13 protein-coding genes are annotated in these 13,178 nt (G+C 68.6%); 2 read left to right on the top strand and 11 right to left on the bottom strand.

Annotated elements, in window-relative coordinates; genetic code table 11:
• Positions 1-616: 616 nt before the first annotated feature.
• The 5 genes from rplI to ODE13_RS07220 form a co-directional block, all read right to left on the bottom strand.
• Positions 617-1,069: a 50S ribosomal protein L9 gene (gene rplI, locus ODE13_RS07200; protein ID WP_179541381.1), complete on the bottom strand. Its 453-nt coding sequence runs from the start codon at positions 1,067-1,069 to the stop codon at positions 617-619.
• 33 nt (positions 1,070-1,102) lie between these two features.
• Positions 1,103-1,342, bottom strand: a complete 240-nt coding sequence (gene rpsR / locus ODE13_RS07205; protein ID WP_070159044.1) for a 30S ribosomal protein S18 — start codon at positions 1,340-1,342, stop codon at positions 1,103-1,105.
• Positions 1,343-1,420: 78 nt separating this feature from the next.
• Entirely contained in the window at positions 1,421-1,993 is a 573-nt protein-coding gene (locus ODE13_RS07210) for a single-stranded DNA-binding protein (protein ID WP_322478658.1), read from the bottom strand.
• Between the two features lie 61 nt (positions 1,994-2,054).
• Positions 2,055-2,354 (bottom strand): 30S ribosomal protein S6, encoded by a 300-nt coding sequence (gene rpsF, locus ODE13_RS07215; protein WP_179541383.1) that lies wholly within the window; start codon positions 2,352-2,354, stop codon positions 2,055-2,057.
• Positions 2,355-2,620: 266 nt separating this feature from the next.
• On the bottom strand, positions 2,621-3,967 hold the full coding sequence (locus ODE13_RS07220) for a M18 family aminopeptidase (RefSeq protein ID WP_322478659.1): 1,347 nt from the start codon (positions 3,965-3,967) through the stop codon (positions 2,621-2,623).
• A 124-nt stretch (positions 3,968-4,091) separates the two neighbouring features.
• On the opposite strand from ODE13_RS07220, the gene ODE13_RS07225 reads away from it, so the two are divergent.
• Positions 4,092-5,528 (top strand): sodium:solute symporter family protein, encoded by a 1,437-nt coding sequence (locus ODE13_RS07225; RefSeq protein ID WP_322478660.1) that lies wholly within the window; start codon positions 4,092-4,094, stop codon positions 5,526-5,528.
• Between the two features lie 3 nt (positions 5,529-5,531).
• A complete protein-coding gene (locus ODE13_RS07230) occupies positions 5,532-6,785 on the top strand; it encodes an amidohydrolase family protein (protein ID WP_322478661.1) in 1,254 nt (417 codons plus the stop codon).
• A gap of 31 nt (positions 6,786-6,816) precedes the next feature.
• Here the strand turns inward: ODE13_RS07230 and ODE13_RS07235 are convergent, their stop codons facing one another.
• The 6 genes from ODE13_RS07235 to ODE13_RS07260 all read right to left on the bottom strand — a co-directional run bounded on the left by ODE13_RS07235 (position 6,817) and on the right by ODE13_RS07260 (position 13,146).
• On the bottom strand, positions 6,817-7,593 hold the full coding sequence (locus tag ODE13_RS07235; protein ID WP_246349165.1) for a response regulator transcription factor: 777 nt from the start codon (positions 7,591-7,593) through the stop codon (positions 6,817-6,819).
• A gap of 193 nt (positions 7,594-7,786) precedes the next feature.
• Positions 7,787-9,184 (bottom strand): sensor histidine kinase, encoded by a 1,398-nt coding sequence (locus ODE13_RS07240; RefSeq protein WP_322478662.1) that lies wholly within the window; start codon positions 9,182-9,184, stop codon positions 7,787-7,789.
• A gap of 45 nt (positions 9,185-9,229) precedes the next feature.
• Positions 9,230-10,165, bottom strand: coding sequence for an ABC transporter permease subunit (locus tag ODE13_RS07245; RefSeq protein ID WP_322478663.1), 936 nt, complete (start codon positions 10,163-10,165; stop codon positions 9,230-9,232).
• Between the two features lies 1 nt (position 10,166).
• The gene (locus ODE13_RS07250) at positions 10,167-11,159 is read right to left on the bottom strand and encodes an ABC transporter ATP-binding protein (RefSeq protein WP_322478664.1); all 993 of its coding nucleotides are present in this window, start codon (positions 11,157-11,159) and stop codon (positions 10,167-10,169) included.
• A 113-nt stretch (positions 11,160-11,272) separates the two neighbouring features.
• Positions 11,273-12,151: a M23 family metallopeptidase gene (locus ODE13_RS07255; protein WP_322478665.1), complete on the bottom strand. Its 879-nt coding sequence runs from the start codon at positions 12,149-12,151 to the stop codon at positions 11,273-11,275.
• A 131-nt stretch (positions 12,152-12,282) separates the two neighbouring features.
• Complete coding sequence (locus ODE13_RS07260) at positions 12,283-13,146, bottom strand: nuclear transport factor 2 family protein (RefSeq protein ID WP_322478666.1); 864 nt, start codon at positions 13,144-13,146, stop codon at positions 12,283-12,285.
• Positions 13,147-13,178 lie beyond the last annotated feature (32 nt).

A 13,178-nucleotide genomic window follows, 5' to 3' on the forward strand; every position in this document is an offset into this window, starting at 1 on the left:
TCCGCCTCACACGCGGATCCGGAGATGACGGCAGCATCGTCATCAGGCGAGTGAGTGACGGCGGCCGCCTGCGGGCGACCTGCGGCATGCAGCTCGACGACGACGGCGGATCCCCGCCGACGTCTCGATGCGTCCGTCCGGGGATCGGGCGAGAACTGCATCGGATCGCCGGGAGACCGGCGCAGGGAAGGGAATCACGGCACTGAAGCCGGGAGACCTGCTGGACGGCCCGCCTCGCGCGGCCGGACGACGCTGGGGACCGGTCTTGTCGTCGTCGTGATTCTGCCGTTCCCCGGCGATCCGATCAGCACGTCGCCGCTCGGCTCGGCCATGCCTCGCCCCCCGCGGCCCGGAACCCCCTCCAGATCTCGGTGCCCCGTCACTCAGCATGAGGCTCGCCGTGCACGGTACACCAGGGCCGCTGCCGGCCACCACGCGCCCTCCCCTCAGCACGAGCCTCTCTCAGACGCCGGACAAGACCCCAGACATGCAAGCGGGCCCCGGAAGAGATCTCCCGGGGCCCGCTCACTGTCTTGTGCCGAAGGGCTGAGCCCGTCGGCGATCGACGTCGGCAGGGCAGCTCAGTGGATGAGGCCCGGCCGCGCCGATGCGCGAGTCACTTTCCTGCGACGACCTGCAGGTCGATCGAGGCGGTGACGTCGGAGTGCAGCTTCACCGTGGCAGCGTAGCTGCCGACGGCCTTGATCCGCTCGGGGATCTCGACGGTGCGCTTGTCGATGGAGCCCAGACCGGCGGCCTCGACGGCCTCTGCGATCTGTGCGGCGCCGACGGTGCCGAACAGGCGACCGGACTCGCCGGTCTTCACGCTGACCTTCACCGGCTGCGACTGTAGCTTCTCGGCGACGGCCTGCGCCTCCTCGACAGTGGCGATCTCACGAGACTTCCGTGCTGCGCGGATGCGCTCCACGTCCTTCTCGCCACCCTTGGTCCACGCCAGGGCGTAGCCGCGCGGAAGCAGGTAGTTGCGCGCGTAGCCGTCCTTGACGTCGACGATGTCGCCCGCAGCACCCAGACCGGACACTTCCTGAGTCAGGATGAGCTTTGCCATAGATGAGTTCCTTTCCTTCCCAGACAGCCTGGATCAGCCGCGACCCGCGCCGGAGTACGGCAGCAGGGCCATCTCACGAGCATTCTTGATCGCCTGGGCGATCTTGCGCTGCTCCTGGACGGACACGCCGGTCACCCGGCGAGCACGGATCTTGCCTCGGTCGGAGATGAACTTCCGCAACAGGGCGGTGTCCTTGTAGTCAATGACCTTGATGTCAGCAGCCTTCAGCGGGTTCGCCTTGGGCTTCGGCTTCTTGAGTTCAGCCTTTGCCATCGTGGTGCTCCTTCTTCAGATCGGAGCCCGCAGGTGCTTCCTGCGGGATGGTGAACAGGATTAAGTGGTGAGCCTGCCTCAGAAAGGAGGCTCGTTGCTGTCAGGAGTGTCCCAGCCGCCACCGGAGGGCTGTCCGCCCCACGGGTCGGAGGAGCCGCCGGAGGGCTGCTGGCCGCCACCGCCGAAGGAGTCTCCCCCTCCGCCGAAGCCGCCACCGGCAGCAGCGCCACCGCCGAAGCCTGCACCGCCACCACCGCTGGTGAAGCCGCCGCCGCCTCCGCCGCCGCGGCTCTGACGCTGCACGCTCGCCGTGGCGAAGCGCAGCGAGGGGCCGATCTCGTCGACGTCGAGCTCCCAGGAGGTGCGACGCTCGCCCTCCTTGGTCTCGAAGGAGCGGGCCTTCAAACGGCCCTGGGCGACCACGCGCATCCCCTTGGTCAGCGACTCTGCGGCGTTCTCCGCGGCCTCCCGCCAGAGGGAGCACCGGACGAAGAGCGTCTCGCCGTCCTTCCACTCGTTCGCCTGACGGTCGAAGAATCGCGGCGTGGAGGCGATGCTGAAGTTCGCCACTGCCGCACCCGAGGGGGTGAAGCGCAGCTCCGGGTCAGCAGTCAGGTTCCCGACAACGGTGATGATGGTCTCGCCGGCCATATACAGCTCCTATGGTTCATGCCTGACAGGGTTCGGGCCTCGCGGCCCGTCCACCAGAGGATCAGCTGATGCGCTGGTCCTCAGGACGGATGATCTTGGTGCGCATGATCGTCTCGTTCAGGCGCAGCAGTCGGTCGAGCTCGGCAGCCGAGTCCGGGGTGGAGTGGAAGTTCACGACGGCGTAGATCGCCTCGTTCTTCTTCTTGATCTCGTAAGACAGGCGACGACGTCCCCAGACGTCGATCTCCTCGACGGAGCCGCCGTCCTTCTTGACGATCTCCATGTACTTGCCGAGAGTCGGCTCCACAGTGCGCTCATCCACCTCGGGGTCGACGAGCACCATCAGTTCGTAGTGACGCATATGTGAACCCACCTCCTTCGGTCTTGCGGTCACGGGCTTTCCGTAACAGGAGGTTCATTGCGTGCGTGTCTGCGCAGGCCAGCTCGGAGGGCGGGGATCCCGGCCTCCACCCGCAGGCGGGCACACTGAACGAGCGTCAGACAACCTGCACCATGCTACCGGTTCCGCGCCTCCGAGACTAACCGGCTCCGATGACAGGTGGAAGAGCCTGTGTCGCGCCCCCGGCTGAGACCCTGGCCTCGCTCACTCCCGGGCACATTCCCGGCTCACACCGTCAGCTCGGCAGTGAAGAAGGCCGCCGCCGCGTCACGCAGGTGGGCGACGTCGTCGACCCCGCACATCTCGCGGGCCGAATGCATGGACAGGAGCGGGATGCCGACGTCCACGGTCCGTATGCCCAGCCGGGTGGCGGTGATGGGCCCGATCGTGGAGCCGCAGGGGATGTCGTTGTTCGAGACGAACTCCTGGCTGGGGATCCCCGCCGCGCGGCACAGCTGGGCCCACATCGCCGCCCCAGGGGCATCGGTGGTGTAGCGCTGGTTGGCGTTGATCTTCAGCAGCGGCCCGGCGTTGGGCAGCGGACGGTTGGCCGGATCGTGGCGCTCGGCATAGTTGGGGTGCACCGCGTGGCCAGCGTCGGAGGAGAGGTGCCAGGAGGCCGCGAAGGCCTGCGCGCGCTGCCCCGCCGTCGCCCCCAGTCCCTCGTAGATGCGGTCCAGCACCTCCTCCAGGAACGGCCCTGCGGCCCCGGAGCGGGAAGCCGAGCCGAGCTCCTCATGGTCGAAGGCGGCCAGCATCGGGATGACTGCACCGTCGGCGGCCTCGGCGGCGATCTGCTCTAGAGCAGCGAGACCGGCATGCACTGAGGAGAGGTTGTCCAGCCGACCGGAGGCGAGGAACTCCCCGGCGCCCCGGCGCCCTGCCCCGAATCGGGCTGGAGCCTGGGCATCGGCGACCACGAGGTCGTATCCGTCCACCTGCTCAGGATCCACCCCCGCCGCCTCAGCGACCACGGCGAGCACATCCGCCTCCGCGGCGGCCTCCGGGGACCCGGCCAGCCCCAGAATGGGTGCGGTGTGGGTCTGCTTGCCGAGTGTGAGCCCGTCGTTGACCTTCCGGTCCAGGTGGATGGCCAGCTGAGGGATGCGCGCCACCGGTCCGGTGGCGGCCAGGTGGGTGGCGCCGTCGCGGGTGACCAGCCGGCCCGCCAGGCGCAGCTCCCGGTCCAGCCAGGAGTTCAGCAGCGGGCCCCCGTACACCTCCACGCCGGCCTGCACCCAGCCGTGGCTGATGACGGTGGACTTCGGCTTCAGCTTGAATCCGGGGGAATCCGTGTGAGCGCCCAGGATCCGCAGCGGGGTGGCCGCCGTCGCGCCCTGCGGGATGATCCAGGCCAGCACGGCCCCGTCGCGGACCACGACGTGACGTCCGGGCGTCACGGGCCAGTCCTGGTGCTCGCCGAGCTGGGTGAACCCGGCCTCCACGAGACGCTGGGCCGCCACGGACGCCGCGTGGTACGACGACGGCGAGGCGCTCACATAGGAGGCGAGGTCCTCGATGAGCTCGTCTCCGGTGAGCGGGGAACTGGTGAGGGTGTCGGAGGTCTCAGGCATGGCTTCATCCTACTGATCGGTCAGCTGACACCACGCGGGGGCGGTTCAGTGCGGCACGGGCGACCCCGGCGTAAAGTCATCAGGTGACACTCGACACCGCCGTCGACACGACCGAGGAGCAGCCATGAACACGGTGCACGTGACGATCCTGATCCTGTATCTGGTGGGCCTCGTCGCCACCGGCCTCTGGTTCAGCCGCACGAAGAAAGTCTCGACCGGTGATGACTTCATCTTCGCCGGGCGGCAGCTGCCCACGATCGTCATGGTGGGCACGCTGGTGGCCACCTGGGTCGGCTCCGGAACCATCATCGGCGGCGCGAGCTTCGTCTACAGCTACGGCCCCCTGGCCTCGCTCATCTTCTTCGCCGGCACCCCGCTGGGCATCCTGGTCCTCTATGCCCTCGCCCGCAGGATCCGCGTGTCAGGCTCCTACACGGTCCCGCAGATCCTGGAGATGCGGTTCGGCATCTCGGTGCGGATGCTGGCCGCGGCCATCACGATCCTCGCCTACGTCGGGATCGTGGCCTACCAGTTCACCGGCGGCGGCAGCATCATCTCCCTGGTCACCGGGCTGACTCCGGGCCAGGGAGCGATCATCGCCACGCTGATCATCACCTTCCTCGCCCTGGGCGGCGGCCTGAAGTCGGTAGCGTGGTCAGACTTCTTCTCTGCGGCGATCATCGTCACCGGACTGCTCATCGCCGTACCGATCGTGCTGGGTCGCACCGATGGATTCACCGGATGGTGGGAGGACCTGCCGACGGAGGCCACCACCCTCTCCGGCGGGCTCAGCGCCCTGGCCCTGCTGGGCTACTTCCTGCCGACCTTCCTGCTGATCATCGCCGATCAGAACATGTACCAGCGGCTCGGCGCCTCGCGTGACCCGGCCTCGGCCCGGCGGGCGATGGCGGGCATGTTCTTCGCCTCCTTCCTGATCTACTTCCCGGTGATCGTGCTGGCCACCGCGGCGATCACCCTGATGCCCGATGCGGAGCCCGGCGACGCGGTCCTGGGCCTCGCCTCGGCCGGCCTCATGCCGACGGTGCTCGGCGGGCTGATCCTCGCGAGTGCGCTGGCCTTCATCATCACCACCGGCTCCAGCTTCCTGCTCTCGGTGGGCAGCAACATCGTCTATGACGGATTCGCACGCTTCACCCGCGGTGGGCTCTCCGACCGGAGCAGGCTCCTCATCCACCGGATCACCATCCTGGTGATCGCCGCCCTGGCGTACGTGCTGGGCACGTTCTTCCCCACGGTGTTGGAGCTGCAGATGTACTCCTACACCGTCTACGGGGTCGCTCTGGTTCCGCCGCTGATGGCCGCCTTCTTCTGGCGGCGCGCCACCACCGCCGGAGTGCTGAGCTCCATGATCCTCGGCGTGATCGTGACCATCCTCTGGGAGCAGCTGGCGGACAGTGAGCTCAACGCCGTGATCGTCTCCCTGCCGGTGGCGGTCATCGCCCTGCTGGTGGTGAGTCTGCTGACCACCCCGCGTGCGGAGGCTCTGCCGGATGAACTGGCCGAGCCCGGCCCGGAGATCGACCCGCAGAAGGAGCGCTGACCCATGCCGGAGATACCCGGAGCCCGCACCGGCGACGAACCGCTGGTCATCCGCGAGGCGACGGTGGCCGACGTCGCCGCCGGGACCCTCACGGAGTCTCAGACCCTGGTGATCGCCGACGGGGTGATCCAGGAGGTCGGAGCCTCTCCCACCCTGCCCTCCGGAGCTCGGGAGGTCTCGGCCGGGGGACGCGTGGTGATCCCCGGACTCGTCGACGCCCATGTGCACGTCCTCGCCGGGACCGCGGACCTCTTCCGGCAGGCCGAGGAGTCCCCGTTCTATGTGGGAGCCCAAGGCTCACAGATCATGCGCTCCATGCTCGCGCGGGGCTTCACCACGGTTCGCGACGTCGGCGGAGCCGACCACGGAGTGAGTCGGGCCGTGGCCGAGGGGCTCTGGGAGGGGCCCCGCGTGGTCTTCGGCGGCCGGGCACTCTCGCCCACCGGGGGCCATGGTGACGGACGTGCGCCCAGCCGCTTCTCCACCGATGACACCTGCTGCGACATCGGCCTGGTCTGCGACGGTGAGCCGGAGGTGCGGCGCGCGGCGCGCCATCAGCTGCGCACCGGCGCTCATCATGTCAAGGTCATGCTCTCCGGAGGGGTGGCCTCCCCGACGGACCGCGTCGACTCCCTGCAGTTCAGCGACGCCGAAATCAGTGCCGTGGTGGATGAGGCGCAGGCGGCGAACCGCTATGTGGCCGGCCACGCCTACACGGCCCGCGCGGTGAATCGCGGGCTGCGGCTGGGCGTGCGCAGCATCGAGCACGGCAACCTCATCGACGACGAGTCCGTGGAGCTGTTCCGTGCGCACGACGCCTATCTGGTGCCGACCTTGGTCACCTATGACCGGCTGAAAGCCGAGGGGGCCGCCGCGGGGCTCCCCCGCGCGAGCCAGGAGAAGGTCGACGTCGTCCTCGAGGCCGGCCTGCGTGCGCTGGAGCGAGCCTGGCGCGGCGGGGTGAACATCGTCTTCGGCACGGATCTGCTGGGTGCCATGCATCCGCACCAGAGCGCAGAGTTCCGCATCCGTGCGGAGGTCATGCCCGCCCGCGACGTCCTGCTCTCGGCGACCGTCACCGCCGCCCGGCTGCTCGGGATGGAGGGACAGCTCGGGGTGATCGCGCCCGGTGCTGCGGCGGACCTGCTGGTGGTGGACGGAGACCCGCTGGAGGATGCCGCTGTCCTGGCTGATCCGTCCCGGCACCTGCGGACGGTGGTGCACGCGGGCCGTGTCGTGAGCTCCTCGCTGCCCTGACCTCGCCCTCAAGCTCAGTGCGCCGCCCGGGTCAGCCGACCAGTCCGGCCTGGTACACGTAGACCACCGCCTGGACGCGGTCGCGCAGCTGCAGCTTGGTGAGGATGCGCCGCACATGGGTCTTGACCGTAGCCTCCGAGAGGAAGAAGCGGCCGGCGATCTCCGCATTCGACAGGCCCTCAGCGACGGCGAAGAGCACCTCGGTCTCGCGATGGGTGAGAGGCTCGCGCACCACTCCGTCCTGAAGCGCCGCGGCGATGCGTTCTCCGCTGGGCAGGGCCGCCGTCTCCGCCGGCCCGGGTGCCGCCGCTGCGGTGCGGCGGGCAGGCGGTGCGGCGGGAAGCTCTCCGGAGCGAGTCCGGGTGGCCGGATCCGTCTGCTCCTGGGGCCGGTGCACATAGGTCTCCAGCAGCCGCTGGGTGATGCGCGGCGCGACGACGGCGTCCCCCTCGGCGACCACACGCACCGCGTGGACCAGGTCCTCCGGTGCCACGTCCTTAAGCAGGAACGCGCTCGCTCCGGCCTGCAGCCCGGAGAACGCGTACTCGTCCAGGTCGAAGGTGGTCAGGATGATGACGCGCGCACAGGGGTGGTCCGCGACGATCCGGCCGGTGGCCTCGATGCCGTCCATGCGGGGCATGCGCACGTCCATCAGCACCACCTCGGGCAGCTGCTCCTGCGGCAGGCTGTTCATCAGCTCCAGGGCCTCGACGCCGTCAGCGGCCTCCGCGACGACCTCCACGTCCGGCTCGCCTTCGAGGATCAGCCGGAATCCCATGCGCAGCAGGTGCTGATCGTCCACCAGCATCACCCGGATCGGCCCGGTGCGCACCTCGGCCCGTTCCTCGGTCCGTTCCTCTCGGTGCTCGAGCGCGTCAGTGCGTCGCGCGGCATGCTCGTCCATGGTCTCCCTCATCTCCGTCGTCTCCCTCATCGCGGCACGTGCTCCTCCGTCGTCCCACGCCATTCCCGCATGACTGCGGCTTGAGCGTCCATACCCCTCAGCCGGTGCCTCGCCCCGCCGACGTCGGCTGCGGGGGCTCAAGCACAGCCCGCACCGTCCAGCCGCGGTGCCGTCCCGGTCCAGCGTAGACGGAGCCGCTGAAGAACGCGGCGCGTTCATTCATCCCGCGGATGCCCTGCCCCGAGCCCACGGACTCCACCCGGCTCCCCACCGCCTGCGAGAGACCGTCATCGGTGACCGTGATGATCACCTGTTCCGCTCGGGTGATGCCCAGTGCCGCCTGATGGTCCTCCTCAAGGCCTTCGGCCCGCAGTGCCTCGGCCTCCTCCTCGGAGCTGCCCGGCCAATGCTCGATCCGCACCTGGACCGCGGTGACCTGTCTCCCGTAGCGCAGCACGTTGGTCAGCGACTCCTGGATGATCCGGTGCACGGTCAGTCCGAAGGCGACGTCGTCGGGCAGCGGCGGCCCCTGGGTGGTCACGGTGAGCGGCATCCCCGCCCGGCGGAACCCCTCGTAGAGCTCCTCCAGCGACTCGCGTGCCGGCCGGAGGGCGCGGTCGACGCCGTCCCCCTGCCGAAGCACCCCGATCACGCGCCGCATGTCCGCCAACGCGGTCCGACCGGTGCTGGACACTTCGCCGAGCACCTCAGCCGCCCGCTCCGGATCCCGCCGGACCACCACCCTGGCCCCGTCGGCCAGTGAGATCATCACCGACAGCGAATGCGCCACCACATCGTGCATCTCCCGGGCGATCCGGTTCCGCTCGGCCACCTGCGCAAGCTCATGGCTGCGGCTGGCCCATTCGAGGACCTCCCGCTCATGGCTGCGACCACGGCGCACCGCAGCTCCGATGCCGCCGGAGATACCTACCGAGAGAGCCATGATGATCACCATGGGGATCAGCAGCTCATGGGGACTGGATCCATTGTTGAAGATCTCCTCCAGGTACGCGAAGTCGTATCTCTCCAACCAGGCGTCGGCGCGCAGCAGCGGCAGATACGCCACCACGGTGCCTGCGACCCCGACCACCAGCCCTGTGACCAGACCGCGATGCAGTCCCACGCAGTAGATGGCAAAGCACAGGCCCACCATCTGCGCCCCCTGCCAGGGGTAGACGAAGATCCCGGCCGCCTCACCGAGGACCACCGCGGCGGCGATCCCCACGGGCCAGCGATGTCGAAACAGCAGCGCCGCCGCGATCACGGCCTGGACTGCACCCAGCCACCAAGCGTCAGGTCCCATGTCGATGAAGGCGCCGGGCAGGCTCCAGGCCGAGAGGAACACGTAGACGGCCGAGACGAGGAGGTTCATCGTCCGTGGGTGCCGGCGAAGCCAGCCGCGCATCCCCCGGCGCCGGACGATGCCCAGATCCTGCCAACCCGGTGGCTGCTGTCCCCCGGCCGGTGTCCCCGTCAATGGCGCCGTCGTACTCATGCCACGAGCCTACTGGCCTGCCCGGTCATCCTGACCGTCCCGGGTTCAGGCGTCCCTGCGGCGGAACAGGAGTCCACCCGTCACGGTCACGGCCGCCGTCCAGGCACCCATCCCCACACCGGCGGCGAAAGAGCCGATCCCCTCCCTGGGGGCCGGGCCCGGGACGGTGAAACTGCTCATCAGGTTCGCGAACTGCCACCGGTAGAGCGTCATGACCAGCTCGGACTCCTCGGTGACCGACACCAGGATCTCCATGGCCATAGGCAGCACGAACAGCAGGATCGCCAACGTGACGATCCCTCCGGCAGTGCTGCGCAGGATGGCACCGAGTCCGAAGCCGACCAGACCGGCCAGAACCACTCCCGCCCAATGGGTGATGAGCCGGTGCCAAGTCTCGGTAGCTGTGAAGTCCGGGGTGAGACCGTGCGTGGCCGCAAAGGGCAGCGCGACCGCGAGGATCCCGGCGATCATCAGTGCGGCCAGCACCCCCAGCACTACGGCGGTGGCCAGCGCCTTGGCGGTGTAGAGCACCACCCGGCGGGGCACCGCAGAGAGCGATGAGCGGACTGATCCGCTGGCGTGCTCAGAGGTGATAGCGATGACCCCGATGCAGCCCAGGAGGATGACGGCGAAGTAGAGTCCGGTCAGCGGGGTCTCGAGGGCCATGTCCCGCAACGCCGCCTCGGGCAGTCCTGCCCCGGGATCCTCCTGCTGCCAGCTGATCATGCTGTTCAGGCTGGCCCCGGACATCCAGGCGAAGAGCAGCACCAGCACCAGAGCGCTGGCGCCGAGCCACCAGGTGGCGCGCAGCCAGACGAGCTTCTGCAGTTCGGAGCGCAGCACACGCAGGAAGCTCAGCCCGCTCAAGGCAGGGTCGACCTCGAACCGGCGCTGCGGCTCCGTGGCGGTGCAGGTGTTCAGGCGTAGCCCCGGCGCACCCTGGGGATGGCCGACGCTGGAGGATCCAGTCTCAGGAGTCATGTCAGCGCCCTTCTTCATGGTCGGGTCCGTTCGGCGCCTCGTCCGGGGAAAGGGAGACCGTGCCGGAACTCTCGAGCCCGCCGCTGCGGTGCTCGACGGCGTCATGTGTGAGTCGCAGGTAGGAATCCTCCAGCGAGCTCCGCAGCGGCGTGAGCTCGTGCAGCACCGCTCCGATGTCACGGGCGCGGCGACCGATGCTGCGGGCGTCGAGCCCGGTGACCTCGAACGTCTCAGCATCGTGCCCGGTGACCGTGACCTCGGCAGCCGAGAGGGAGTTCATCAGATCAGCGGCGTCTTCGCTGCGCACCAGCACCCGGGACTCCCCGGCGGCGTCGATGAAGTCCTGCAGGGGCATATCGGCCAGGATCCGGCCGCGGCCGAGCACGATCAGGTGGTCGGCGGTCTGGGCCATCTCAGACATCAGGTGGGAGGAGAGCAGCACGGTGCGGCCCTCGGCGGCGAGCTGACGGGTCAGCTGCCGCACCCAACGGACGCCCTCAGGGTCCAGGCCGTTGACCGGTTCGTCGAGGATCAGTGTTGCGGGATCGCCCAGCAGCGCGGCGGCGATGCCGAGCCGCTGATTCATGCCCAGCGAGTAGCTCTTGACGCGGCGGCCGTCCACTGAGCCCAGCCCGGTCATCTCGATCACCTCGTCCACACGCTGTCGGCCGATGCCGTGGGTGCTGGCGAGGAGCCGCAGGTGCTGCCGCCCCGTGCGTCCGGGATGGGTGGCGCCGGCGTCGAGCACAGCCCCCGCCTGACGCAGCGGCGCATCATGCTGGGAGAAAGGGAGACCGTTGACGGTGATCGTCCCGGAGGTGGGGCGGTCCAGGCCCATGGCCAGGCGCATGGTGGTGGACTTCCCGGCCCCGTTGGGGCCGAGAAATCCGGTGACCTTCCCGGGCGCAGCAGTGAAGCTGATGCCGTCGACGGCGGTCCGGGGCCGGGAGGTGCCGGCGCCGTAGGTCTTGCTCAGGTCCTCGGCGGTGATCATGACTCTCCGATCGGTGGTCGCGATGCCCCTCACTCTACGGAGCCGCAACCGCGCGACGCTTCAGCCTGTGGGGGTATCTTGTGCCGACCAGATCGTCGACCAGACCCGTCACGTCATCCTTCAGAAGGAGACGCGGCCCGCTCCTCTGCCATCCTGACGATCGCCCCGTCGCGAGGCATGCCGTCGAGCGCCGTGCTCCCAGGCTCCTGAGCGTGCTTCCTCCAGGACGGGTCCATGCCCTCCACCTGACATCCCTGCCACGTCATGGGCAGCCCGGCAGCAGCGTCGAAGGAGGCCCGGTCCATGAGGTGCACGTGCAGATGCGGCTCAGTGGAGTTGCCCGTGTTCCCGACCGCGGCGATGACCTGGCCCGCCACAACTTCCTCTCCCACCTGGACACGTGACGAGCCACGCTTCAGGTGGGCGTAGGCGGCGAAGGTGCCGTCATGGTGACTGATCACGATGCGATTTCCGATCACGGCACGGTATCCACCGACCAGCTCACGGAGGAACCCGCCCAGGAGGATCATCCACAGCATGGCCTGCCAGGTGTTGCGGGCACGCTGGTCCCGCTGCCCGTCCGACGTCTGAACCACGACTCCCTGCGCCACAGCGTGGACCGGCTCCCCGAAGCACGTGAAGTCTTCCGGCCGGCTCCCTCGCAGAGCCCGTCGGGGCGACACTGGGTTCTGCGGTGTGACCATGTCCGGTCCCACTGTGGGATGGGAGAGGTCCACCGCGTAGCGCTGCCCCCGGGTCGTCGTCCCATGGCTCGGGACCTTCTGCCCGGGGCTGTTGTGGACCATCCATCTGCCCCGGACCGGAGCGTCGACGATCAACGGCTCCTGGGACTCGGTGGCGGGCGCCACCCTGTACAGCAGATAGGCCAGCAGGATCCAGGCGATGACACCGAGAACCCACCACAGCCCGCTGGGTGGCGTGATGATCCCTGTCAGATCCGCAGCGATCACCAGGACACCCAGACACATCATCACTCGCCACAGTGCCCGCAAGCGGGCCACGATCCTCAGCACTGCCACCCTCCCATGGTCTCTTCCCCAGCATCACAGGCCGCACGGCACGGATGCCTGCTCCTCGACTCCCCGCATGGCTGAGTTCCTGGTCAGGAGGGCCAGGCGCCTGAGGAGCTCTGCATCATCGTGTGCAGGCTGCACACCCTGCCGTCTGACGCGAGACGTCCGACATCGAAGACAGCGAGCGTCGGCCCGCCTCCCCGCCTCCGCTCCGGAGTCATCGTGTAGCGTGCGGCGAAACGCCGACCCTGACGCAGGACGTCGTGGACCTCCACGGAATGACTCAGCCCCTTCTTGCGGGCCCGCCTGATCGCCGCCACCATGTCAGAGCGGTGCTTGAGGGTCCTGTTGATCCTGACGTCGGCACCGGGCGTGTGGAACGTCTCGAAGACGTCGTCGGCAGCGACCGATTCGTCCGAGACGAGCCGGTTGTACTCGTGCAGATACGCGGCGATGTCGTCCCCGGGTGTGCCCGGCAGGGCGTTCAGAGGAGCATCAGCCCCCGCAGCCTCCACCTCCACCTCCACCATAGGATCCCGCGGCTCACCCCAGACGTAGCCGCTGCGTGAGACAGATGCCGAACCGGAGATGCGACCGTCATCTCCGAGCCGATGAAACTCGATGTGCTCAGTCTCCATGCGCAACTCCCAGAGGACACCCGAGAGAATCGCGTATCGGACGGCCAGCCTGTCTCCTTCGACCACCGCATCTCGGATCTGCAGGACGTACGGAGACTCTCGAAGTCGCCATTGACGCAGCTGCTTGACTCGCCGGGCGCGCGCCATCGGCTTCTGATTCATGACATGCACAGCATCCGGTGCGTGACAACTGTCCCAGATATCCTCGACCGGCTCCGATCCGTCGAAGCTCCTGTCGATGAACCAGCGCACGAATCCGGCGGGATCCTGGCTCAGGATCGGGGGCTTCGCGGACTGCATGCTCGTCTCCTCCATCGTCGGTCTCCTCCCTACCGGTCTCCGATGCG

The sequence above is a fragment of the Nesterenkonia sp. HG001 genome, from assembly GCF_034438835.1.
Taxonomy (GTDB): domain Bacteria; phylum Actinomycetota; class Actinomycetes; order Actinomycetales; family Micrococcaceae; genus Nesterenkonia; species Nesterenkonia xinjiangensis.

Excerpts from the sequence above, each read along its gene's own strand:
- rplI (WP_179541381.1), bottom strand. The coding sequence starts at position 1,069 with ATGGCAAAGCTCATCCTGACTCAGGAAGTGTCCGGTCTGGGTGCTGCG.
- rpsR (WP_070159044.1), bottom strand. The coding sequence starts at position 1,342 with ATGGCAAAGGCTGAACTCAAGAAGCCGAAGCCCAAGGCGAACCCGCTG.
- ODE13_RS07210 (WP_322478658.1), bottom strand. The coding sequence starts at position 1,993 with ATGGCCGGCGAGACCATCATCACCGTTGTCGGGAACCTGACTGCTGAC.
- rpsF (WP_179541383.1), bottom strand. The coding sequence starts at position 2,354 with ATGCGTCACTACGAACTGATGGTGCTCGTCGACCCCGAGGTGGATGAG.
- ODE13_RS07220 (WP_322478659.1), bottom strand. The coding sequence starts at position 3,967 with ATGCCTGAGACCTCCGACACCCTCACCAGTTCCCCGCTCACCGGAGAC.
- ODE13_RS07225 (WP_322478660.1), top strand. The coding sequence starts at position 4,092 with ATGAACACGGTGCACGTGACGATCCTGATCCTGTATCTGGTGGGCCTC.
- ODE13_RS07230 (WP_322478661.1), top strand. The coding sequence starts at position 5,532 with ATGCCGGAGATACCCGGAGCCCGCACCGGCGACGAACCGCTGGTCATC.
- ODE13_RS07235 (WP_246349165.1), bottom strand. The coding sequence starts at position 7,593 with ATGCTGGTGGACGATCAGCACCTGCTGCGCATGGGATTCCGGCTGATC.
- ODE13_RS07240 (WP_322478662.1), bottom strand. The coding sequence starts at position 9,184 with ATGAGTACGACGGCGCCATTGACGGGGACACCGGCCGGGGGACAGCAG.
- ODE13_RS07245 (WP_322478663.1), bottom strand. The coding sequence starts at position 10,165 with ATGACTCCTGAGACTGGATCCTCCAGCGTCGGCCATCCCCAGGGTGCG.
- ODE13_RS07250 (WP_322478664.1), bottom strand. The coding sequence starts at position 11,159 with ATGATCACCGCCGAGGACCTGAGCAAGACCTACGGCGCCGGCACCTCC.
- ODE13_RS07255 (WP_322478665.1), bottom strand. The coding sequence starts at position 12,151 with ATGATGTGTCTGGGTGTCCTGGTGATCGCTGCGGATCTGACAGGGATC.
- ODE13_RS07260 (WP_322478666.1), bottom strand. The coding sequence starts at position 13,146 with ATGGAGGAGACGAGCATGCAGTCCGCGAAGCCCCCGATCCTGAGCCAG.